General features: G+C 62.2%; 18 protein-coding genes and 1 pseudogene. 4 read left to right on the plus strand and 15 right to left on the minus strand.

Annotated elements, in window-relative coordinates; translation table 11 throughout:
* Nucleotides 1-111: 111 nt before the first annotated feature.
* Together NKJ80_RS01640 and NKJ80_RS01645 are read left to right on the plus strand one after the other, a co-directional pair.
* On the plus strand, nucleotides 112-2,019 hold the full coding sequence (locus tag NKJ80_RS01640) for a propionyl-CoA synthetase (protein WP_352496921.1): 1,908 nt from the start codon (nucleotides 112-114) through the stop codon (nucleotides 2,017-2,019).
* Nucleotides 2,020-2,090: 71 nt separating this feature from the next.
* Nucleotides 2,091-2,792 carry a metallophosphoesterase family protein gene (locus tag NKJ80_RS01645; RefSeq protein WP_352496922.1) on the plus strand — a complete coding sequence of 234 codons (702 nt, stop codon included), beginning with the start codon at nucleotides 2,091-2,093 and terminating at the stop codon, nucleotides 2,790-2,792.
* 89 nt (nucleotides 2,793-2,881) lie between these two features.
* On the opposite strand, the gene NKJ80_RS01650 is transcribed toward NKJ80_RS01645, so the two are convergent.
* The 6 genes from NKJ80_RS01650 to NKJ80_RS01675 all read right to left on the minus strand — a co-directional run bounded on the left by NKJ80_RS01650 (nucleotide 2,882) and on the right by NKJ80_RS01675 (nucleotide 10,514).
* Nucleotides 2,882-5,260 carry a polysaccharide biosynthesis tyrosine autokinase gene (locus NKJ80_RS01650; protein WP_023816349.1) on the minus strand — a complete coding sequence of 793 codons (2,379 nt, stop codon included), beginning with the start codon at nucleotides 5,258-5,260 and terminating at the stop codon, nucleotides 2,882-2,884.
* A gap of 190 nt (nucleotides 5,261-5,450) precedes the next feature.
* A complete protein-coding gene (gene galU, locus NKJ80_RS01655; protein WP_023668795.1) occupies nucleotides 5,451-6,347 on the minus strand; it encodes a UTP--glucose-1-phosphate uridylyltransferase GalU in 897 nt (298 codons plus the stop codon).
* 75 nt (nucleotides 6,348-6,422) lie between these two features.
* Complete coding sequence (locus NKJ80_RS01660; protein ID WP_023689993.1) at nucleotides 6,423-7,370, minus strand: glycosyltransferase family 2 protein; 948 nt, start codon at nucleotides 7,368-7,370, stop codon at nucleotides 6,423-6,425.
* On the minus strand, nucleotides 7,360-8,307 hold the full coding sequence (locus NKJ80_RS01665) for a glycosyltransferase family 2 protein (protein ID WP_352496923.1): 948 nt from the start codon (nucleotides 8,305-8,307) through the stop codon (nucleotides 7,360-7,362). The genes NKJ80_RS01660 and NKJ80_RS01665 overlap by 11 nt, the downstream gene beginning before the upstream one ends.
* Nucleotides 8,304-9,299, minus strand: coding sequence for a glycosyltransferase family 2 protein (locus NKJ80_RS01670; RefSeq protein WP_023711254.1), 996 nt, complete (start codon nucleotides 9,297-9,299; stop codon nucleotides 8,304-8,306). Before NKJ80_RS01670 ends, NKJ80_RS01665 begins: the two co-directional genes overlap by 4 nt.
* A 42-nt stretch (nucleotides 9,300-9,341) precedes the next feature.
* The gene (locus tag NKJ80_RS01675) at nucleotides 9,342-10,514 is read right to left on the minus strand and encodes a glycosyltransferase (RefSeq protein WP_023689991.1); all 1,173 of its coding nucleotides are present in this window, start codon (nucleotides 10,512-10,514) and stop codon (nucleotides 9,342-9,344) included.
* A 294-nt stretch (nucleotides 10,515-10,808) separates the two neighbouring features.
* Between NKJ80_RS01675 and NKJ80_RS01680 the strand changes: the two are divergent.
* Nucleotides 10,809-11,858 (plus strand): annotated as a pseudogene (locus tag NKJ80_RS01680) (polysaccharide pyruvyl transferase family protein); the annotation flags it as partial.
* A 225-nt stretch (nucleotides 11,859-12,083) separates the two neighbouring features.
* On the opposite strand, the gene NKJ80_RS01685 reads toward NKJ80_RS01680, so the two are convergent.
* From NKJ80_RS01685 to NKJ80_RS01725, 9 genes are all read right to left on the minus strand, one after another.
* Nucleotides 12,084-13,547: a lipopolysaccharide biosynthesis protein gene (locus NKJ80_RS01685; RefSeq protein WP_023684224.1), complete on the minus strand. Its 1,464-nt coding sequence runs from the start codon at nucleotides 13,545-13,547 to the stop codon at nucleotides 12,084-12,086.
* Complete coding sequence (locus NKJ80_RS01690; protein ID WP_023736209.1) at nucleotides 13,544-14,713, minus strand: glycosyltransferase; 1,170 nt, start codon at nucleotides 14,711-14,713, stop codon at nucleotides 13,544-13,546. Before NKJ80_RS01690 ends, NKJ80_RS01685 begins: the two co-directional genes overlap by 4 nt.
* Before the next feature lie 221 nt (nucleotides 14,714-14,934).
* A complete protein-coding gene (locus NKJ80_RS01695; protein ID WP_023736210.1) occupies nucleotides 14,935-16,176 on the minus strand; it encodes a glycosyltransferase in 1,242 nt (413 codons plus the stop codon).
* Nucleotides 16,177-16,399: 223 nt separating this feature from the next.
* Nucleotides 16,400-17,479: a glycosyltransferase gene (locus NKJ80_RS01700; RefSeq protein WP_023668804.1), complete on the minus strand. Its 1,080-nt coding sequence runs from the start codon at nucleotides 17,477-17,479 to the stop codon at nucleotides 16,400-16,402.
* 31 nt (nucleotides 17,480-17,510) lie between these two features.
* A complete protein-coding gene (locus tag NKJ80_RS01705; protein ID WP_023668805.1) occupies nucleotides 17,511-18,842 on the minus strand; it encodes a UDP-glucose dehydrogenase family protein in 1,332 nt (443 codons plus the stop codon).
* A 55-nt stretch (nucleotides 18,843-18,897) separates the two neighbouring features.
* Nucleotides 18,898-19,797, minus strand: coding sequence for an endo-1,3-1,4-beta-glycanase ExoK (gene exoK / locus NKJ80_RS01710; protein WP_023668806.1), 900 nt, complete (start codon nucleotides 19,795-19,797; stop codon nucleotides 18,898-18,900).
* A gap of 121 nt (nucleotides 19,798-19,918) precedes the next feature.
* Nucleotides 19,919-20,314: a cytochrome P450 family protein gene (locus NKJ80_RS01715; protein WP_023668807.1), complete on the minus strand. Its 396-nt coding sequence runs from the start codon at nucleotides 20,312-20,314 to the stop codon at nucleotides 19,919-19,921.
* 127 nt (nucleotides 20,315-20,441) lie between these two features.
* Nucleotides 20,442-21,464 (minus strand): glycosyltransferase family 2 protein, encoded by a 1,023-nt coding sequence (locus tag NKJ80_RS01720; RefSeq protein WP_023668808.1) that lies wholly within the window; start codon nucleotides 21,462-21,464, stop codon nucleotides 20,442-20,444.
* A gap of 142 nt (nucleotides 21,465-21,606) precedes the next feature.
* Nucleotides 21,607-22,731, minus strand: a complete 1,125-nt coding sequence (locus NKJ80_RS01725; protein WP_023831204.1) for a nucleotidyltransferase family protein — start codon at nucleotides 22,729-22,731, stop codon at nucleotides 21,607-21,609.
* Nucleotides 22,732-23,215: 484 nt separating this feature from the next.
* Between NKJ80_RS01725 and NKJ80_RS01730 the strand changes: the two genes are divergently transcribed.
* Nucleotides 23,216-23,368, plus strand: a complete 153-nt coding sequence (locus NKJ80_RS01730; protein WP_023684233.1) for a lasso RiPP family leader peptide-containing protein — start codon at nucleotides 23,216-23,218, stop codon at nucleotides 23,366-23,368.
* Nucleotides 23,369-23,429: the final 61 nt, after the last annotated feature.

Genomic DNA, 23,429 nt, shown 5'->3' on the forward strand with positions numbered 1-23,429 from the left:
AGATCGGCCAAGCGCCAAATTTCGGGAAAGACATGGCATTTGGGGAAAGACGTGGCCGGGAAAACCCGCATAGGCTATTGCAAGATAGAGAGTTTTCCCGAGGAGGGATGAATGGCGTCACGCTACCACGAGGTCTATGACGGCTGGAAACGCGACCCAGAACAATTCTGGGCCGATGCGGCCGAGGCGATCGACTGGTATTCGCCGTGGACCAGCGTCTTCGATGCCAAGGCCGGCGTTTACGGGCGCTGGTTCAACGGCGCCAGCTGCAACACCTGCTTCAACGCTCTCGATCGCCATGTCGCAGGCGGCCGTGCCGACCAGATCGCACTTATCTACGACAGCGCGATCACCGGCACGGTCAAGAAATTCACCTATGCCGAATTGAAGCGCGAAGTGGTAGCGCTGACTTCGGTGCTCAAGAACCGCGGCATTCGCAAAGGCGACCGCGTCATCATCTACATGCCGATGGTGGCCGAAGCGGCGGTCGCGATGCTTGCCTGTGCCCGCATCGGCGCGGTGCATTCGGTGGTGTTCGGCGGCTTTGCCTCGCACGAGCTCGCCACCCGCATCGACGACGCCAAGCCGAAGCTGGTCATCTCCGCGTCCTGCGGCCTGGAGCCTGGACGTGTCGTGGCCTACAAGCCGCTGCTCGACAATGCGATCGAAATGTCCCGCCACAAGCCGGACGCCTGCCTGATCCTGCAGCGCGACCAGCTGCGCTGCGATCTGAGGGAGCATTACGATATCGATTTTGCCGACGCCGTTGCCCGCGAGCGCGCCGCGGGCGCCAACGTCGATTGCGTTCCGGTGCTCGCCACCGACCCGCTCTACATCATCTACACCTCCGGCACGACCGGCCAGCCGAAGGGCATCGTGCGCGACAATGGCGGCCACATGGTCGCGCTCAAATGGACGATGGAAAACGAGTTCGGCGTCAGACCGGGCGAAGTATTCTGGGCGGCCTCCGATGTCGGCTGGGTGGTCGGCCATTCCTACATCGTTTACGGACCGCTGCTGCATGGTGCGACAAGCGTGCTGTTCGAGGGCAAGCCGATCGGCACACCCGACGCCGGCACCTATTGGCGGGTGATCGCAGAACACGGCGTGGTCGCGCTGTTCACCGCGCCGACGGCCTTCCGCGCCATCAAGGGGCAGGACCCCAAGGGCGAATTCGTGCCGAAATACGATCTGTCGAAATTCCGCACTCTGTTCCTGGCCGGCGAACGCGCAGACCCGGAAACCATCAAATGGGCGGAGCAGAAACTCAACGTGCCGGTGGTCGATCATTGGTGGCAGACCGAGACCGGCTCGCCGATGACCATCAACCCGGCGGGCCTCGGCCTGCTGCCGGTGAAATACGGCTCGCCCGGCGTGCCGATGCCGGGCTACGACATTCGCGTGCTCGACGATGCCGGCCATGAAGTGCCGCGCGGCACACTTGGCAATGTGGCGGTGAAACTGCCGCTGCCGGCCGGCTGCCTGCCGACGCTGTGGAATGCCGACGAGCGTTTCCGGCAAGCCTATCTCGAGGAATTTCCCGGCTTCTACAAGACGGCCGATGCCGGCATGATCGACGACGACGGCTACCTCTATGTCATGGCGCGCACAGACGACATCATCAATGTCGCCGGACACCGGCTGTCGACCGGAGCCATGGAGGAGGTGCTTTCAGCGCATCCCGATGTTGCCGAATGCGCCGTCATCGGCGTCGCTGACGCTATGAAGGGCCAGGTCCCGCTCGGCTTCGTCGTGCTCAATGCCGGTGTGTCGCGCGATACCGCTGCCATCGAAGGCGAAGTGGTGGGGCTGGTGCGCGAACGGATCGGCCCGGTCGCGGCCTTCAAGACCGTGGTGACGATCAAGCGCCTGCCCAAGACGCGCTCCGGCAAGATCCTGCGCGGCACCATGCAGAAGATCGCCGACAAGGAAGAATGGACGATGCCGGCGACTATCGACGATCCCGCCATTCTTGACGAGATCACCGCGGCGCTCAAAGCCCGCGGCATCGGGGTCTGACGGCCCCAGTGGCGTTGTTCCAGCGATCCAGGCCCCCCCGGCCGGCGCCGCGCGAGCGCCTGGAAATGGATATGGACGACACCGTCGTCTACGCGATCGGCGACGTGCATGGCTGCTACAAGGAATTGCTGTCGCTGGAGCAGAAGATCCAGCTCGACGCGCTGCAATTTCGCGGCCGCAAGATTATCGTCATGCTCGGCGACTATATCGATCGCGGGCCGCAATCGGCGCGCGTGCTCGACCACCTCTTGGCGCTGCCGCCAACAGGGTTCCTGCGCGTCTGCCTGGCGGGAAACCACGAAGTGGCCATGCTGAACTATCTCGACGGCTATCTGTCGCGGGACCGCTGGCTGGCGGTCGGCGGCCGCGAGACTCTGTTTTCCTATGGGGTCGATCCGGCGCGGCTTGCCAGCCTCTATGCCTCAAGCGACGCGGTCGACCGGCGCGTGAAGGAAGTCATTCCGGCCAGCCATATCGACTTCCTGCGCAGCCTGCCGGTGCTGCTCTGTTCGGATAAATTCGTTTTCGTCCATGCCGGCATCAGGCCGGGCATCGACCTGGTCGCACAGGATGAGCAGGATCTGCTCAACATCCGCGACGAGTTCTTCAACGCCGCCTATCTGCTCGACCGCTTTGTGGTGCATGGGCACACGCCGGTCGATATCCCCAGGATTGACGGGCGAAGGCTCGGCATCGACACCGGCGCCTTTCAAAGCGGCCGGCTGACAGCGCTCAGGATCGCCGGTAAATTCGGCAAGCTGATCTTTTCCTGACCTGCCGTGCTTCTTCGTTTGAGCGTGATCTTTTCCGAAAACCGGATCTGCTTTTCCGGATCACGCTCCTTTTCAGGATCGCGCTCCGTTCAGGCGGCGGTCTTGGCCCGCACGTCCGATTTCTCCAGATAGTAGGTCGAATAGCGGTCGAAGAACTTTTCCGAGCCGCCGAGCGAGCCGTATTTCGGCAGCTTCTTCAGATCGACCTTGTTGAGCACGGCGCCGACGACCTTGCTTGCGACGTAGGGTTCCTGCTCCAGCAGCGAGCGCACCATGGCGCGCGGCGTGCGGCCCCATTCGGCAACCAGCACGAAGCCGTCGACCAGCGGCGCAAACGCCTTGGCGTCGACCACGGGGCCAAGCGGCGGCAGGTCGACGATGATGTACTCGAACGTCTCCTTGGCGTTGTCGATGAAGCGCCGCATGCCGGCCGACGACAGCAGCTCGCTGGTATGCGAGAACTGCCCACGCAGCACGGCCGGGATGATCGCCAGCTTGGTCTGGCGGTCGACCTTGCCGACCGACTGCCAGGTCTGGCCGTTGACCACGGCCTCCATCAGCCCCTGCTCGGCCTCCATGCCGAGGTTGCGGCTGAGGCCAGGATTGCGCAGATCGGCGTCGATCAAAAGCGTCTTCGAGCCGTTGGCGGCCAGCAATCCGGCGAGATTGGCGGCGACCGTAGACTTGCCCTCGCCGGGCAGGACCGAGACCACGCCTATGACCCGGCTGCCTTGCCCTTCCATGACGACGTCGAAGGCGATCTTGGCGTTGCGCAGCGTTTCGGAGAACATCGATGCCGGCGCATCGACGCTGACCCGCAAGCGCGCCCGTTTCTCGGCCGCCGACAATGTGTTGGCGCCTTTGGCATCCGCCGCACCGTCGTCGGCGTCCTTGCCGAGCCTGCCGCCGATCATCGGCAAATAGCCGAGGAATTTGAGGCCGACGCGATCGCGAATGTCCTCGCCGGTCCTGAAGAAGCGCTCGTTGAACTCATTCAGGCCACCGAAGCCGGCGCCAAGCAGCACGCCAAGCACCAGCGACAGCGCCAGCACCCTGGAGGTGCGCGGGCTTGAGGCGGAAAGCGGCGTTGAGGCATCCGAGATGATGCGGACCTTGCCGACCGGGAAGGATTGCTGCTGCGAGGCCTCCTCGTAGCGGCTAAGGAAGGTCTGGTAGAGCGTGGTCAGCGCCTGCGCCTGCTGGTCGAGTTCGCGCAGTTTGACCTGGCTCTGGTTGTCGATGGAGCTCTTGCCGGCCGCGTCGGCGATCTTCTGCCTCAGTGAGGTCTCGCGTGAAAGCGCGACTTCATATTCATTGCGATAGCTTTCGGTCAGTTGCTTCAACTCGCCGAAAATCTGGGTCGACAGGTCGGCCTTTTCCTTGGCCAGCGCCACCGCCTGCGGATGGTCGGCGCCGAAATTGGCCGTCACGTCCTGCAGCCGCTTGGCCACTGCGAGATAGCGGGTCTTGAGCGTTGCAATGACGGAGCTTGCCGGCTGATCGCTTGAGATGGCGGAATCGTTGAAGGCATTGTCCGAGCCGCTTTCGACGATGGTCTTGTATTGCTGATAGCGGGCGCTGGCGCGCGCCGTATCGGCCTGCGCGACGATCAGTTGCGCGGTGAGATCGGCAATCTGCTTGTCGCTGATCAGCTGGCCGTCGCTGTTGGCGGCCAGACCATGCTCGGCCCTGAATTTCTCGACCGCCATAGCGGCCGCCTGTGAGTTCTGACGAAGCTCGGTCAGCCGGCCCTGCAGCCAGACCGCAGCGCGCTCGGTGGCGTCGAAGCTGGCATTGAGCTGGTCGGCGAGATAGGCGTCGGCATAGGCCTTGGTGATGGCGGTGGCGAGCGCCGGATTGGTCGACTGGTAACCGATGGCGAGCACATAGGAGCGGCCGTTGCGCTGCGCCAGCACCTCGCTCTGCAGCTTCAGCACGGCATAGTCGTGGCGCGCCGTCTGCATCATGGCCTGGCGTGTCGCCTCATCGACGTTTTCCATGCCGGGAATCTGCTCGGCGGAACTTGAGCGGAAATAGCCGATCACGCCGCGCACGAAGCCGATGCCCTTGACCAGCGCCGATTGCGGCGGGTTCATGAACTCTGCGTTCTGGTCGAGTTTCAGCTTGTCGACCACCACCGAGGCCAGCCGCGCCGAGGTGATGATTTCGATCTGGCTGAGCAGGGCGGCGTCGGTCTGCATGGTGACGGATGCAGCCGAGATGTCGTCGATGACCTTGTTCAGGCCTTCGTCGATCAGCACGCTGGCGACCGACATGTATTGCTTGGGCGTGGTCTGCAGATAGAGCAACCCCAGGAACAGGCCGATGATGGCGCAGACCGCCACCACCTTGACCTGACGCGCCGCCATGCCAAGCAGGCGCTCGACGTCGATGAAGTCTTCACCCTTTTCCTGATCGGGGTTGGGCAATGGCATCCTCTTGTCGAGAGGAAAGCTGGCATAATTCATCTTCGATCCAATTCTAGGTTACAGGCGCCGGAGCGAGACGGGTCAGGTCCCACCTCGTCCGAAGCTGCGGAGATCGGGGGCAAGATATGCAACGCAAGCTTCATGCCATCCGGCGCCGGGCCTGAGCGGCCAGGCGTGCAGGCATGAGCCGCGCCATCGTCCAAACGCATATGCCCTCGAAAGATGGGCATTATGCGGCCACTTCCTGACGCTCATGCGACCGCACGAACGCCTGCAGCATTTCCAGCACAGGTCCCTTCATGTCGTCGCGCGCCAGCGCGAAGGCGATGGTCGCCTCTATGAAGCCTTCCTTGGAGCCGCAGTCGAACATGCGGCCATTGAAAGGCTGGGCAAAGAAAGACTGGCTTTTCGCCAGCCGCACCATGGCATCGGTAAGCTGGATTTCGTTGCCGGCGCCGCGCTGCTGGTTGCCCAGCAGCGAGAAGATCTCGGGCTGCAGGATGTAGCGGCCGTTGATGTAATAGTTCGACGGCGCATTGGCCGGCGCCGGCTTTTCGACCATGGCCGTCACCTCGAAGCCGCTGCCTGTCTCGGCGCCGCGCCCGACGATGCCGTATTTGCTGGTCTCGCTGGGATCACAGCGCTCGACGGCGATCACATTGCCGCCGGTCTGCTGATAGAGATCGACTGTTTCAGCCAGGCAACCTCGGCGACCGAACGACACCATATCGGGGAGCAGCAGGGCGAAGGGCTCGTCGCCGATGACTTCGCGTGCGCACCACACCGCATGGCCGAGACCATGTGGCGACTGCTGGCGGATGAAGCTGGTGGCGCCGGCCACGGGCAGCATGCTTTCGAGCGCCTCCAGCTGGGTCTTCTTGCCGGTTTGTTCGAGCGTTCCAATCAGTTCGGGGTGCAGGTCGAAGTAGTCCTCGATGACAGCCTTGTTGCGGCCGGTGACGAACACGATGTGCTCGATGCCGGCTTCGAAGGCCTCGTCCACCGCATATTGGACGACCGGCCGGTCGACCACGGGCAGCATCTCCTTCGGAATCGACTTGGTTGCCGGCAGGAACCGTGTTCCAAGCCCCGCCACAGGGATGACTGCCTTCCTGATTTTCTTCATCGCAAATTCCTTCTGAGCAGATCGATTTCAGCCTGTTGCAGGCCACGAACAAACGTCTTCATGTACTCGCCCTCCTTACTCCGCGCCGACAGCAAACTGCGCCGCCACCCTTTTGAGGCGGACGGCGATCGGCATCGACATGTGCCTGACAGCCGCCGGATCACTTAGCGCGGTGCGTATCGCTTTCAACGGCGAACGCGCCTTGATGTGCTGGACCAGCGACAGGAACGATGCCGCCTTGCGCAGGCTGCGGGCGCGTTTGGCGAAGGCGGCCGCAGCAGCAGCGTCCATGGAATTGGTCTCGGCGAAGACCGCGTCGGCCTTGCGCATCGCCTCGATATGGTGAAGCTCGAGCACGCGCGAGATCGAGCCCGTGCGGATGTGGTAGATATAGCCGGTCGTCGGCTCGACGACGCATTTTCCGCTCTTGGCCAGCGCGTTGGCGAGCAGGATGTAATCCTCGCCTATGCTCAGACTTTCATCATAGCGAAGCCCGTTTTCGATCAGGAAACGGCGCTGGAAGATCGGCTTGAGATAGCCAAGGTTGAACGTGGATTCGAAAACGATGTTGCCAGCGATGTAGTCGGCGAGCGTGATTTCACGCAGGCCCTCCAGATATTTGGCGGGAAACATCGTCGCTTCGGCAATGCCGTCCTCGCGCACCACCTGGAGGTTGTCGACGGCGATCACAGCGCCCGCGCTTTCGGCCCGCGCGATCATGGCAGAAAGCCGCCCGGGCAGGACGGCATCGTCGGAATCGAGCACCGCGACCCAGCGGCCGGAAGCCAGTTCGAGCCCGGCATTCCTGGCGCCGCCAGGGCCACGATTTGCCGGCAGCGCAACCACTTTGACGACATTTTTTGGATAGGCTCTTGCGACGTCGAGCGTGTTGTCGCGCGACTGGTCGTCGGCGACGATGATTTCGACGCTGACATCGCGCTGGGCCATGGCGCTTGCGATCGCCCGGTCGAGCGTGGCCGCGGCATTGTAGGCTGCGATGACAAAGGAGACGTCAGGCTGCACGCTTGCCTCCTTGCTGCGGGGAAGACAGTCCGTATTGGCGAATTTCGCTGATACCGACCAGGCCGCTGACGACGCCGACATGCATGATGCCGCGCAGCACGCTGCGGTTGCGGCGGACCGGGCTAATCGCGGTCAACGCCGCCATGCCGAAGCAATAGACGGCCTTGGCCGAGGCAAGGCCGACAGCCTTCGCACGCTCTATCACGCCTGCGTCATGGCCGATGAGGTGGCCGTGCGTCTGGCCGAAGCGGAAGCGGCGGCGGCGTAGCCAGTCGAAAGCGGCTCGCGAACGCGGCACGACTTCCTCGACCCACGCCTCCGGCGCAAAGGCGATGCGACCGCCTGCCTTGACCATGCGGTTGAAGAATTCGGTGTCCTCGCCGCCGCTCTGGCCGCGCGCCAGGCTGAAACGACGGTCGCGCAAGCTGTTGGCGCTCATCCTCAAAAGGACATTGCAGGTGTAGCCGGTGCGGATTTCGCCCTGCACCCAGACCGGCAAGGTCGAATGGAAATCGCCCTTGCGCATCCAGTCCGGCGCATCCGGGCGGTAGAGCGCCCGCACCGGACCGAGCACGGCCTCGGCGCCGCTTGTCTCCGCGATAGCAATCAGTTCGGCCAGCCATTGCCGGGAAGCGGTTTCATCGTCGTCGATGAAGGCGACAAAATCGGCCGTGCTGGCATCAAGACAGGCGTTGCGGGCAACCGAGATGTTGCGCGCCGGGGCGTGCCGGTAGCGGGCCACGAGCTTCAATTCGCTCGCCAGCGCGGTCACCAGCGGCTCGGCGGTCGGCTCGTCGTCATTGTCGGCGACGATGACGCCGATGCCGAAACCGGCAGGCATATCCATGGCAGCGAGCGACCGCAGCGTGTCGGCCAGTTCCGGCCGCCGGAACGTGCAGACGCAGATGTCGATTCGGCGGCTGTCGGCGACCATCATGCCACCCCGCGCTGCGATCGCGAGCCGAGCAGTTGCAGCCAAAACCCGAGCGACCAGCCGAAATGCATGACCATCGCCGAAATGCCCGCCAGCACATTGTTGGGATTGCGCTGGCTGATGGCGGTCACAGCGCCGTAGCCCAGACAGACCGAAGCCCAGACCAGCAGCGGCACCGCCGCCAGCCAGTGGATAAAGGAAAATACCGCGAGAAGGACGACCGGCGCCACCAGCAGCGGGATCATCTGCCGAACTTTCGGGATCATGCGGTGCTTGAGCACATTCTTGGCGCGGCCGCGGCCATAGCCGAGATATTGGAAATACAGGCCCTTCAGCGACGAACGCGGATAGTAGACCATCTGCGTCTTGCCGCTCATCCAGATGCGGTAGCCTGCCCGGCGCAGGCGGTAGTCGAGTTCGGCATCCTCATTGTGGCTGAAGGTCTCGTCATAGCCGCCGACCGCGGTGAAGGCCGAGATCCGGATCAGCGCGTGATGGCCATGGTCCACCCATTCGCCGGCCGAGAAGTGCCGATGCTTGGAGCCGCCGGTGCCGAGCTTGGAATTCTGCGCCGCCGCGACCGCTTTCTGCACCGCGCCGCTGCCGCTGGTCAGCATCGAGACGACGACCGAATCGGCTGAAGTGGCGAGCGCCTCCTCGACCAGCCGGTCGCAATAATCGGCGGGATAGCCGCCATGGGCATCGATGCGGATCAGGTATTCGGCGCCGTCACCGAGGCTGGCGACGGCGAGATTGATCGCCGCGCTCTGGATACGTTTTGGGTTGTGCAGGAGGACGACCTGAGGGTCCTTGGCCGCAACCGCTTCGACAATGGCCAAAGTACCATCGGTGCTGCCGCCATCGGCAACGACGATGCGGGCGCCGAGCCTTAGCGCTGCCGGCCTGAGCTGCTCGAGCAACGCGCCGATATGGGCTGCCTCATTCAGGCACGGAATGACGATCAGGCTTGGCGGCAGCGCTTCGGTTTGCGTCATCGGCGCCTTTCCATGAACTGCACTTTTGTCATTGGTCATCCTTCAGGCCAGTGCCTCGGTGGCGAACGAACCAGGGGCAACCGCAAGGCCGCGCAGCCTGTCGACAAAGGCGCGGCAGTCGCTGCGGTCGTAGCTCCAGGTTCGTGGGTTGCGGGCCAGCACACGCGCCTTGGCCTTGCCGAAGTGCTCCTGGTCCATGCGGCCGAGCGCGGTTTCCAGGATTTCGGGCGTGGCAGCAGAAAGCAGGATGCCAATGTCCTGCTGGTTGAGAAAGCGCCCCGTCTCGGTAGTGCCCATCGAGATCGGTACGGCGCCGAAGCGGCAGCCCTCATAGAGGCGGTTGGGCAGCAACCATTCCGAATTCTGCCCTTCCTCGAAGAAATCGATCGCCCAGGAAAAATGCACTTCGCCGTAGATCGCGGCCATGTCTTCCGGGTTGCGGTAGGGGCCACGAAAGGAGAGATAGGGTTCGGCCTCGACAAAAGCATGGAAATCCGGGAATTCCGAGAGTGCCGGACGGCCCCGGAGGACGACCTCGAAGCGCCCGCCCTGACGGCGCGTGAAGTCGGCCAGCAGCTCCAGCGAGCGGCGGCAGCGCAGCGCGCCGAACCAGCCGATGCGCCACGGGGGTGCTGCAGGGTTTTCGGCCTTTGACCTGTCATCCAAGGCGATCGGCGCGGTTTCGAAGTATTTGTTTTCGACCAGTTCCACCGGTGCGGCGACCTGCCCGAACGGCTTGAAATAATTGGCGATGAAGGCCGGTGAGCTCGTCACCAGAAGCTTCACGTCGCGGGCGAGATAACGCTCCGCTGTGCGCAGTGCTTTGCCCAGCATGTCATTGCGCAGCACCAGGCGATGGATGTCGAGGCATTCGTAGACGATCGGCACGCCGCCGCGAAAGGCGGCTTTGGCGCGCCTGGCCAGCGCCAGCATTTCCAGATTGCGCGCGATGATGAGGTCGGGCTTCGGCATCGCCGCAAGCTTCGAGCCTATCGACAGCGCCGCCTTGGCGACCGCCGCCAGACGCTGGCCGAATCGGCCGTCACGCGTCGCGCCGAGGTCGACCGGCTGCAGCCCCTCGACGTCGGGAACAGCATTTGTGGTCCGACGGAAGCCGGCCAACGTGACCCGCGCGCCGCCTGCCTTGAGCATTATGATCCGCCGGCGCACCGCCGGGTCGGAAACATCGTGCACAAGGTACAAGACATGCAGCATGAAAACTCGACCGCTGTTGGCCCACCCACGGGAATGCTAACCCAGCTTTTGCTGCATCGCAACATTTTTGGTGCGCCGTAGCATAAGTGCACGTTTTTTGTTGCACTGCAAAATTGATGCGTTACCCTCCGTCGGGCTTGAGCGCCGCTCTGGCTGGTCACCCAGCCCGATGCAGCGATGGATTGTGACGCGAGCCGCATCGGGATCGTCCTGGCGTGGGTATTTTCGGTCACCATGCCCGTCCTAGGCACCGCAGGCCACGCCGCGGAATCTGCTGACGAAATGAGGTATCCCATGAAGATCGTCGTTGAAAACACAGTCTGCCTGAATACCGGGGATGCGGCGATTCTGCTGGCGATCCGCCACATTCTCAAGACGATCGTGCAAGGCGACGTGCGGTTTGCCGTCTTCGACAGCCAGCCCGAGGTTGCGGAACGACTCTATCCGAAGACGGATTATCCCGACCTCGAATTTCATAAGCTGCTGTCGGAATCCCTGTTCCGATACAAGAATGGCAGCGGGCTGAGGGACCGGTTCAAGCCGATCTACAATCGGCTCGTTCTCCAGGCTCTGCGCTGGTTTGGCAGCAGCGCGCTAGGCAATTTTTTCAGCTATCGCGACCGGCGCGGTCTCGATATCTACGCCGACGCGGACATGGTGGTCACCACAGGGGGAACCTATCTCGTCGAGAACTACAATCTCGAACGACGCCTCAATCAGTTCAGGCTCGATGCCGTATTTGGCAAGGATCCGGTCTTCTTCACGCAATCCCTCGGTCCGTTCGACAAAAGTTACAACCGCCAGGAGCTCGGCCCGATCTTTGACCGCAGTCCGCTCATCCTGTTGCGCGACGAACGGTCGCGGACCCATATCCGGGACTTGGTGAAGGATCTCGGCAAGTGCCGCGTGGTGGCCGATGCCGTATTCGCCTTGGCCGATACCGACAGGATCCGCAAGCGTCTCGCTTCCAGCCAGCCGCCGGCGTCGACGGGCCGCGTCGCTATTTCGGTCCGCCACTGGAACTACGTCAGCGACGGTGAGGGCGGCATGCGCCGCTATCTGGATTCGGTCCGCGAGATCGCCACAATTCTTGTCAGGGACCTTGGCAAGGAGGTGACCTTCGTCTCCACGTGTCAGGGCGTGCCGGAATATGCCCATGACGATTCCAAGACCGCACAGGCCATCGTTGCCGAGCTCGATCCTGAGATCGCCAGCCACGTGACAGTGGACGCTTCGTTCCACACGCCGGACCAGTTGATGGCGCTGGTGAAGGGCTTCGACTTCGTCGTCGCGACGCGCATGCATATGATGATCATGTCGCTTTGCGTCGGCACGCCGGTGCTGCCGATCGCCTACGAGTTCAAAACCAAGGAAGTGGCCAAGCGAATCGGTGTCGACGATGTGCTGCTCGACATCGACACCGTGACGCCCGAAGAGGCGCGCGAAAAGCTCGGCCGATTTGCGGGAAATCTCGACCGCTATCGCAAGACAAGCCTTCAGGCCGTGCTCGAAGAACATGCTTCGGCAATGTCGGCCACAAACCTGCTGGCGCCGCTGATCGCCGGCCGCTCAGCGGATATTGCGCGCGGCGTTGGACAGGGTGGTGAACAAAGCGCGTCGCGACTGCGGGACGGCAAGCATGAAAACGAGACCGATGCCGTAGTTGAGGGCAAGCGCCAAAAAGACCGCGAGCAGGTCTGACTGGCCCGTTAGAGACGCCGGCAACCACAGGTACAGGAACCAGGCAAGCAGGGACGAGGCGATGAAAAGCCCCTGCATGAGCAGGAAGTCGGCGGCGGTCACCGGACCGACGCGATGGACCAGTAGCGCCAGCACGGGAACGCGCAGCACGTAACCGCTGATGGCATAGGCCGCGGCAACGCCGACGGCGCCCCAGTGCAGGCCAACGACGAAGGCAGCGACGGTCGTCAGCGACGAATAGATGCCCCAATGGAACATGGTCTTCGTCTTGCCCTGACAGATGAATATCCATCCCGTCGTGCTTGAAACGGACTGGACCAGGCTGGCGATGCCCAGCCAGGCAAAGATCGGTGCGACCGGTGCCCAGCCCGCGCCGAAGAGAAGTCCGACGATCTGATTGGAGGTCAGCGTCAGCGCCGCGATGCCCGGCATGGTAACGGCCGCCAGCATCCAGTTGGTGCGCACATAGATATCGCGAAAGCGGGCCTTGTCATCGTGGATGCGGCTGAGCAGCGGCACCATGACCCGTGTAAGCGGCTGGTTGATGTTCTGAAGCGGGAACAACAGGAGCTTGTAGGCGCGGTCGTAATAGCCGAGTTCGATCGCCCCGGAATATTTTCCGATGAGAATGTTGTCGAGATTGCGCGAGAAGAAGTTGGCGAGGTTGAAGCCGGTCAGGTTGGCGCCGAACGACAATATATCGGCATCGACCTTCAGGTCCGGCCGCAAAGGCGTCCAACGCGCCACCAGCCAGGCGGCAGCCAGGGCGATAGCTGCCGAAACCGCCGGGCCGATGACCAGCGACCAGTAGCCCAACCCCGCATAGGCCGCGATCGCGGCGGCCAGAAGTCCGGCGGCGGCGCTTATCACGTCGTTCAGTGCGAGCTGGCCGAACTGCAGGTGCCGGTTCATCAACGCCAGCGGCACTGCGGCGAGACTGCCGAGAAGCAGCGGCAGGGCGGAGCCAAGGGTGATGCCGGACATACGTTGATCGCCATAGAACGCGGCGATGGCAGGCGCCAGGCCGGCCACTACCACGGCACTACCCAGCCCGACGAGCGCGCTGATCCAGAACACCTGGTTGAGCTGCTGGTTGCTGATGTCCTTGCGCTGAACCACAGCCTGCTGCAGGCCCAGATTCTGAAGCAGCCCGACGAAGGCCACGATCGGCCCGACGGAAGCCACCAGACCGAAATCCTCGGGGACGAGCAGACGGGCCAGCACGATGACGGAGAGAAACTGGATCGCCATCTTGAAGCCCTGGGCGCCGATGGTTACCAGCCCGCCGCGCAGGGCGACACGACCGAACTGGGGGGGCGGATTGGCGTTCATGCAAGCGACCTCGTTTCGCCAAGCCGCATGGCGATTTCCACGAAATGTTGGTTCAGCAGATCGGAGTTGAACTCGGCCTCGATCTTCTTGCGCGCTGCGAGAGCGATCTCTTCACACGGCTTCGGATTCTCGGCGATCCAGGCAAGCTTTCCGGTCAGCGCCGCAACGTCCCGCTCAGCCACGAGAAAACCCGTCTTGTGATCATCGATCAGTTCAGGGATCCCGGAATGATACGTGCTGACCACCGTCAGGCCGGCGGCCATCGCTTCCATCAGGGAAACCGGAATGCCTTCCAGATCGCCATCGCGGGCGCCGACGCTGGGCAGCAGGAACACATGCGCATCGCGCAGACGCTGTTTGACTTCGCTGTGCGGCCGGGGCCCAAGAAAATTCACCCTGTCGGCAATGCCAAGCTCTGCGGCGATCCCCTTCAGCTGCTCGAGAAGTTCTCCGCCGCCGATCACCGAGTAGATCCAGTCTCGCCGCGGCAGGCCAGCAAGCGCGCGAAGCGCATATTCGATGCCCTTCTTTTCAGTCAGGCGGCAGACCGAGATGAAGGAGAGCGTAGCCTGCTCCCATGAACGCCACCGATAGTCGATGTCACTCGGCCGCACCCCCATATGGTGAACCACAACCTGCTCCGGCGATGCACCGACCTCAATCAAGGCATCGCGGAAAAACGCATTCACCGGCAGTTGAAGAACGCCCTTTTCGAACACAATCTTGTAGCGCGCGAGCGTATTGTCATGCAGCGGTTCGCCGACATCACGGCCGTGAAATATCGTCACCAGGGGAGCGGAAATCCTCCCGCGCTTGATCGCGCGGGCCACGCGCATGCCGTTGTTGCCGAAATGGGCAACGATGACGTCGGCGCCCTGCAGTTTTCGCGCATGAGCAATGTCGATGGCGGTCGAGAGCTTGTCCCAGAACCTGCCGGACCACTTCCTGAGCAGCGGGCGATAGCGACCCAGGCCACCCCACCAGCATACGACCTTTCCTGGCAACGCCTGCCAGCGCGGATCATCGATGTTGCTGTCCCTGCCGAAGGACGTCTCGTTGCAGACGACGCCGACTTCCATGCCGCGCTCAAGGCATCCGGCTATCTGGTCGAGAACAAAGGTTTCGGACAATGAGGGAAACTTGTCGACTACAAAGCAGATCTTCATCGGCAGGATGCGCTCGTCCGGGGAGCCGGTGTCCCTTTGACAAAAGCCGGGCCGAAGACAGGGTGGCGGAAGCACAAGACATGCAGCATGGAACTCTACCGCTGTTGGCCCACCCGCAGGAACGTTAGTACAGGTCTTGCTGCACTGCAACATTTTTGGTGCAGTGTAGCAAGATTTCCCTCAGCTTGGCGTGCCTGCCGATCAAACGCAGAGGAGCAGTGTCAGCCGGCAGATGAAGGATCCGCCAAGCCCTCGGAAACGCCGACATGACCGGTGGGTGCATGCGCAGGGCTCGATGTGGCCAGTTGGGTAACGATCTGCGCAAAACGTTCATTCAGAACATCTGCGTTGAAGTCCTCCTCGACTTTGCGGCGTGCGGCAAGCGCGATACGCTCGCATTCGGTCGGGTGCTCCGCGGCCCAGGTAAGCTTGCCGGCAAGCGCTGAAATATCTCGCTCGGGCGCAAGCAACCCCGTCTCCCCATCCTTGATGAGCTCCGGGATTCCCGAATGATACGTGCTGACCGCAATCAATCCGGCGGCCATGGCCTCCATGAGCGCGACCGGAATGCCTTCCATATCCCCGTCGCTGGCAGTGATACTTGGCAGCAAAAAGAGATGCGCCATGCGAAGCCGTCTTTTCACCTCTGCGTGAGGGAGGCTGCCGAGGAATGTTACGCGACCAGCCAAGCCCAGCTCTACGGCCAGCTTCTCCAGATTCATCCGCAGAGGACCGTCGCCAACAATGTCGTAACGCCAGTCTAGCTGCGGCTGGGAGGCCTTGAGGGAGGCCAGGGCTCGCAAGGCGAACTCGACGCCTTTCTTTTCGACCAGGCGGCAAACCGTCGTCACGACCAGTTGGGTGCCTTCCCACGATTCCCAGCGATAGCCGATTTCGCGGGTGTCAATTCCCATATGGTGGACCGTCGTGCTCGCCTGGGACAGGCCGGCTTCCAGCAGCATCGTGCGGAAGTAATCGTTGACGGGCAGGTTCAGGGTCCCATGCTTGGTCAGCCCGGCATATTGTGTCGCGAGCACTGCCTGCCGCGCCGGGATCGCCACGTCCGCGCCGTGAAAGATGGTTATGATCGGTGGTTTGAGCACCTTCCATTTCTTCAGTGCGGCTGCTCTCTCGCCGTTCTGTCCGAAGTGGGCGACAATCACGTCGCAGCGGTTCAGGCGGCGTGCAAAGGCGATGTCGAGAACGGTCGAGGCCTTGTATCGCAGACGCGGCGGCAGACGCTGTACAAATTTGCTGATTACAGCGGCCCATCGCCACCAATGTCGGGTTCTGGCGAGCAGCGTCGCCATCGGCTCGCTTTGCCGGTCAATTCGGTGGTCACCTTGCATCTTTTCGCAGACCACTTCGACCTGAAAGCCCCGCGCCAGCAGCCCAGCCATCTGGTCCACGACGAAGGTTTCCGAAAGCAGAGGGAATTCGCCAACGACAAAGCCCACGCGCATGACCCGCCCATAAGGTTGGGGCTTGCTCGGACCAAGCGGTCCATATCGCACAAGCCCTAATGTAGACAGGCAGAATACACGTTGATTGCTGCAGTGCCACAAAATATTGCACTGCAGCAATTAAAAGTGATCCGGACGGGCGCACGACGCCTGGACCTGGCTAACGGGAACTTTGCGCGACCACGGTCGTGCAGCGTCTCAGCTGAAATGCAACACGACGCGTTTAGGCTGCGCGCTCCAAACCGACACGTCTTGCGCGGTCGAGAACGCCCATGAACGTTGCGAACTGGCTGTCGGGGTTCATCTGCCGCCGCTCCGAAAACTGACGTGCTGTCGCTGACAGCCGCTTGTACTCGGCCTCATCGCTCCACAGCCGCCTGATCGTTGCGACCCAGTCGGCGAGCGGGGCGTCGTAGTCCAGTACCACGCCGCCGGCGCCGATCGCTTCCGGCAGACCGCCGCGCCGCGAGCCGACCACGGGAATGCCACTACAATGCGCTTCCGAGGCCACCCGGCCCCAGGCTTCTTCCCATTTGCTGGGCGCAAGCAGGATTTTCGTGCGGCCGTAGACCGTCTTCATGTCGCTGGTGCGGCTTTCCAGCTTGACGTTCTGGAGGGGAGAGATTGTTGCTTCGATCCGGGCTCGATGATCGTCGTCGAGCTTCCAGCTTTCGACGAACAGGAACGGGATCTCGGGACAGGCGGCGGCAATGCGCACCGCAAGATCGAAGCCTTTTTCCTCATATGGATTGATGAGCGTGACAAATTCACCGGTCGTCGGTGTGCTGTAGAACGCGGGATTGATGGTCGGCGGAATAACCGTCGAATCGATATCGAATTTTGCCTTATAGGCGCGCGCGGTGAACTCGGAGTTGGCGATATAGACCGCCGAATGGAGCTCACGCAGATCGCCGGCCAATTCGTCGAATTCGACATTCCTCAGATAGACGGTCAGCGGCACGCCAAGCCTCTGCAGCTCTCTGCCGATCGGCACCGAATTGTGGCACTGCACGACCGCGACATCCGGCCTCAACTTTTTGACGGCGAAGTCGGCCGCTTCCCAGGGGAACCACGCCCGTACAACCGGATAGCCCGGGAAATTGTCGATGACCGCGCGCTGACGAAGGAGCTTCATCTTGGCGCGCGCCCTGAAGCCGAACATGCCGTCGCCGAACAGCGCTGCCAGAACGGATGCCTCGTGACCGTTTTCGCGCAATTGCTCGACCAGGTGGTGGGTGCTCGACTGGACGCCCCCGCTGAATTGCGGCGTGTAGCCGGTGCCGCCTGCAAACAGAACTTTCATGAACCTGGCTCCGCGTTGTGCCGCCCTGCCTTCACGCCGCCATCCTGCCGATCGAGAAATACTCGATGCCGTGACGGGCGATGACCTTGGGATCATAGAGGTTACGGCCATCGAAGATGACCGGCGTGGTCAGGGCATCCTTCACCGCGTCGAAGGACGGGGCGCGGAAACTCTTCCATTCGGTGGCGATCAGCAACGCGTCGGCGCCGCGCAGTGCCGCCTCCTTGGTGCCGCACAACAAAAGGTCGTCGCGCAGGCCGTAGATGGCCTGGCATTCCTGCATCGCCTCGGGGTCGTAGGCCTGCACATTGGCGCCGGCCTGCCACAGCGCCTCCATCAGGACGCGCGCCGGCGCCTCGCGCATGTCGTCGGTGTTGGGCTTGAAGGCGAGGCCCCAGAGCGCGAAGGTCTTGCCCTTGAGACTGCCCTTGAAATAACGGTGCACCTTGTCGAACAGCACCGACTTCTGGGCATTGTTGCGCTCCTCCACGGCGCGCAGCAGCTTGGCGTCGAACTTGACACCTTCGGCGGTCTTGATCAGCGCGCGGACATCCTTGGGAAAGCACGAACCGCCATAGCCGAGGCCGGGATAGATGAAGTGGTAGCCGATGCGCGGATCCGAGCCGATGCCCTTGCGTACCTCCTCGATGTCGGCGCCGAGCTGCTCGGCCAAATTGGCCATTTCGTTCATGAAGGAGATCTTGGTCGCCAGCATGCAGTTGGCGGCGTACTTCGTGAATTCGGCGCTGCGCACGTCCATCACGATCATCTTCTCGTGGTTGCGGTTGAACGGCGCGTAGAGCTCCCGCATCACCGCCTCGGTGCCCTCGCTGTTGGTGCCGACAATGATGCGGTCAGGCTTCATGCAGTCGGCGACGGCGGAACCCTCCTTGAGGAACTCAGGATTGGAAGCGACGTCGAAAGCCAGGTCCTGGCGCCCGCGCGCCTTCAGCGTCGCGGCGATTTTGGCCTTCACCTTTTCGCAGGTGCCGACCGGCACGGTCGACTTGCCGACGACGATCTTGGGACCGTCCATCTCGCGGCCGATGGTCTCGGCCACCGCCAGCACATATTTGAGGTCGGCCGAACCATCTTCGCCGGGTGGCGTGCCGACCGCAATCATCTGGATCTCGCCATGCTTGACGCCGGCGGCGGCATCGGTGGTGAACTTGATGCGGCCGGCGGCGTGGTTCTCCTTGACCAGGGCCTCCAGTCCCGGTTCGAAAATCGGCACCAGGCCCTGGTTGAGCCGCTCGACCTTCTTTTCATCGACATCGACGCACACCACCTGGTGCCCGACCTCCGCCAGCACCGCGGCCTGCACGAGACCGACATAGCCAATTCCAAAGACCGTCAAATTCATTCGGGTTAATTCCTGTTCACGCCCTTTGGCCTTATATAGCCGGGCCGGTTCAGATCTACTTTATGCTGCTTACACTGCATGCCAGCGATTCCGGAAACTGGCACGGCTGGCCGAGCGCGGTGAAGGCGACGCGCTGCACCTGCATCGTCACCTGGCGGCCGGGGTCGGAAAAGGCGCCCATCCAGTTTTTCAGCGTGTCGCTGCCCCAGAGGCTGAAGAATATCTTCTGCGAGTGGGTCGGCAATTGCTCGGGATTGGTCACTTCCTGGACCAGCTTGCCGTTGACGTACCAGCGCAGCCGGTCCTTTTCCCAGATAAAGGCATAGTCGTTGAAGCCCTTGTCGGCGCCGCCTTCGACCTCGGCCAGCTTCTCGTTCTTGGGCTTGCCGGCGATGTAGCTGTTGACCTGCACCTTGGATGTATCCTTGGTCAGCACCTCGAAGTCGATCTCATACCAGGGCTGTTTGTCGGCAGGGCCGATATAGGTGAAGAAAGCGGCGTTGAGACCGGATCCGGTGTCGGTCTTCATCCGTGCTTCATAGGTCCCATAGCCGAAGCGCTGCTTGGTCTGGATCTCGGCGCAGGCGAACTCGCGGTCCTTCAGTTTGCGCTTTTCGAAGCCGAGCGTCAGCATGTTGTCGGAAAATTTTACCAGGCTTTTCGACCAGGTGCAGTTCTGGTGATTGCCGTTCGACCAACCGTCGGAGACATACCAGCGCGAACGATCGAAACTCTTGAAATCGTCGACGAAGGACGGTGCGCTTTGCATCTCCGGGGAGGCGTCCTGGGCGCGGGAGGGGTGGGCGGCGCCGAGCAGAGCTGCGGCTGCCGCCAACAGAAGCGCACCAACGGATAGAAGACGCGTTGGGTTTACAAGACGCATTGGCCGATTTGGCCGCGTCGAAATCATGGCATCGATTGCCGCCATGGGCGTCGTCTTCGGATCTGCGTTCATATCAATTCACCTTTGTGCTGTTCCGCCCCAACCCAAAGTCACCGATTGGCCCACATTGCTAACGGGCCGATCCCGATCCTCCGTCCCCGAACTTTCTCTTCTGTGTCTCGTGTGACCGTGTTCAGCCGAAGCGACCTGCGGGTTTGACATATTCCCCGTGCGAATCAGAACTCTGGCCATCCTCGCCGACGATCGCGTCGAGTGAATGACGCAGTTCCTTCATCCGGCTCGTCTGGCGCACCAGCTCGGCGATGCGCTGTTCGCAGTTCAGGATGGACTTCGTCAGCTCGCCGACTTCCGACAGCTTGCGTGCCGACGCCGAGCCGTTCTCCATCGACTCGACCAGGAAGGCCGCGTTGGTGGACTTCGACCGGTAGCGGGCCTCCAACCCGGTCTTCTCGGCCGCAATCTCGGCCGTGATCTGATCCAACAGCTTTGCCAGACGGTCGAAACGCGCCAGATCGGTCTGCTTGTCGCGCGCTGGGTCCCTGGACCTGAAGCCGAAAATTGAAGCCATCCGGTTGGCCTTCCAAAATTGCTGCACCGCAACATACAGTGCCATCGTCGGGGCGTGTAGGCAACCTCCGAGTTTCAGAAAGGCAATTTTTTCAGCCTTGCGGCCGCCGTCCCGGACTTGGCGGAGCCTACTTTTGCGCCGCCGTGTTGGTAGCGGCCATGAGGAAGCGCAAAGGCGGCACCGGCTGCTGCCGCGGGGACAGACCGGCGTGGCGAAACAACGCATCGAGCTTGTCGGCGGCCACGCCGACAACGATGGGAATGAAGTTCGACTGGCTGGCCAGCGCATAGGCGGCGGCAGACGCCATGCCGCGCTCGGCCTTCACATCGAGGAAATTGCGCAGCCGGTATTTGTCACGCACATGCCGCTCGTGCTTGCGCAGCAGGGCCTTGGAGCCTTCCGGCAGGCTGTCGATCTCGAGCAGTGCCAGATCCGCATCGGCGAGGCGCTTCAGATCCTGTGTCTTGTGGCGCCCGCTCAACGAATCGGCGCGCACGATCGCGCCATAGCCGCAGGAACGGATGACCTTGAAGCGTGCGCCAAGGGCAAAGGCGCGAGCGTAGAGTTCGTAATCTTCGCCGAGACGCAGGTTCTCGTCGTAACGCAGCCCATGCCTGTCGAGGAAAGCTCTTGATATCACCGGCTTGAGAAAGCCGAGTTCGCCGCGCTGGACACGCCGTCTGGAGATGTTGCCCTCGATGAATCGCTCGAAGTCGAGGAATTCCGGGTCCGCCGAAAAGGACGGGGCGACGATCTTCGAGACATCGGTCGCCGTATCGTCACGGATCAGCATGATGTTGTCGGCGGCGAAATCCCAGTCGGCGCTGGCAAACAGCTGGCGAAACCGTCCCTGAAGGAAGAAATCGTCGGCGTCGAGAATGCTGATGAAAGGTGATTTCGACCCGGCAATGGCGGTATTGCGGGCGAAGGACGGGCCGCGATTGGCGTCGAGCCGGATGACCGAAAGCCGGCCGCTGCCATCATCGGCAGCGCTGGCCACCTTTGCGGTGTCATCGGTGGAGGCGTCGTCGACGACGACGACTTCCGCCACCTCCGGCTCGCGCAGCGCCGAGGCGATGGCTGCGGGAATGGTCCGGGCCCCGTTGCGCGCCGCGATGATCACGCAGACCCGGGATTCTGTCATGGACATAGGGTGGCCTTTCGATTGCATAAAGTGTCGCGAGGCCCCTCGCCCTCCCGGCGCGCGGCGCCGGACCCCGATCCATCCCCCGATCCATCCCCAGCGGATCGGGACGGAACGTTATCTGCCTGCTGCATGACGACCCTCATCGTCACCGGCTTTCCCGCTCGAAAATCCGCCGGCTGAGGTCGGCTGACGCGGCCCAGCCGGCCTCGGTCAGATAGCGGACAGGTTCGCGGCCGCACAATTCCCACAAAACGGTGCGCCGTTGCGGCCATCTGAGCGACGACAGCCACGGCGCGATGACCATGTGGAACAGGTCTTCATTGCCGATGCGTGACAGGATCCTGGTGGCCCGATCCGACAGCAGCGTGCCGGCGCCACCAAGCAGCACATCGGCGGCGCGCAGGCCCAGCAGCAGGGTGTCAGCCAGCCCCTGCTCGGCCGCGTAGTCGAGCACAGTCTGCTGCTCGGCCTCGCTCAGCCGACTGGCAGCGGCCCGGATATCGCAGACATAGCCCGCGCATGGCTCGCGGTTGAACAGCGCCTTTGCGACACTGATGCAGGACAGAAGCAAAGTGTCGGATGCCGAGATGAACGGCACGCTGGAGCCGGCGATCGCAAGCGCGCGCTTGCGGCGCAGGAACCCTTCCGTATCGCGCGGGCTGGGCGATCCCGGCTGCTGGAGCCGGTAATGGAGATCGACGGTGGACAATTTCCGACCTTGGCTGCGAACCATGTGCTGCTCGCCCAGAAAGCGAACCCACCAGACGGAGCGGGACTTGCCGGCGACCTCGTAGCCGATCGAGCGCAGCGCATCACGAGCTCTAAAGAAGCCGGCCGGCGACACCAATATGTCGACATCTCCGGACGGCTTCATGAAATGGTCGCCATAGAGCAGTTGCTGCTGGAGGGGGCCCTTCAGGAAGACGAAATCGATGCTGCTGCCGCGCAGCGCCTTGTCGATGGCCATCGAATCCATGATGCCGGACGAGTTCATCGCAATTGTGCGCCGGCGATAAGTGTCGAGCCACTCGAGCAATCCCGGCGGCGTCTCGCCCGCCGGTGGGCGCGACAGCGCCTTCAGCATGAAGGTGGCGACCTTGTTCAGCCTGGCGATATCGCAAACATCGGCAACGGAGATGGCCGGTGCAGGCGCGGCGCTGGGGCTCGCCCTGGAGGCGAAGAACAGCCGCAGGCAAGCCTGCACATAGGCCACTTCGTCGGCGCAGCCAGCGGCGCGCAACCTTTCGAAGGTCCCTTCCTGCAATGCCATATGCTGCAGCATCTCCGCAAAAAATTCGCCAGGCGCGTTATATTGCAACTGCGAAGCAAAGCATCGCCAAATTCATGCGCCGCGTCCAGTTTTTCCTTTGGCGCAATTTTCCTGCAACCTGAACGTTTCGCAACACAGTCCTACAACGAGATGCAAGGCGCCGCCTGATCGGGGCTTGTGGCGGGTACGTCAGCAACAATTTTTGTGGGAATGCGCCAGCGCCCAAGTGAGGAGCATTCGAAGGAAAATTTAACGTAATTAAATCAGATACTTAGTTGACGGCCTCGGACACTCTGCTGAATTCTCCTGAGATGTGAAATGCAAAGCGCTTTGATCACCATTGAAGGGAGTCGCAACCGAGAATTGATTAACGGCTGGTAAATCAGGCTTGACTCATAAATGCTGCCATGCAGCTATTGCGGTGCAGCAATAGCTCGCTGCCGGCAATCGACAGGCCGCTTCCAGTCCACAAGTGGAGAGTAAATTGGAACAGAATGTTGAAAAGCATGAGTACGAAACCCCTAGCCTGACGGTCCACGGCTCGATCGAGACCATCACGCAAGGCGGTAGCGGTACTACGGCACTCGACGCCTCGTTTCCGGCACATACGCCGGTCGGCGAACTCACCTTCTCCTGAGTATTCTCTCGTTGGGGTGACAAAGTCCGGACTCTGCAAACAGAGCGCACTAAGGAGAGTC

The organism is Mesorhizobium sp. M0030, assembly GCF_040323695.1.
Classification (GTDB): Bacteria; Pseudomonadota; Alphaproteobacteria; order Rhizobiales; family Rhizobiaceae; genus Mesorhizobium.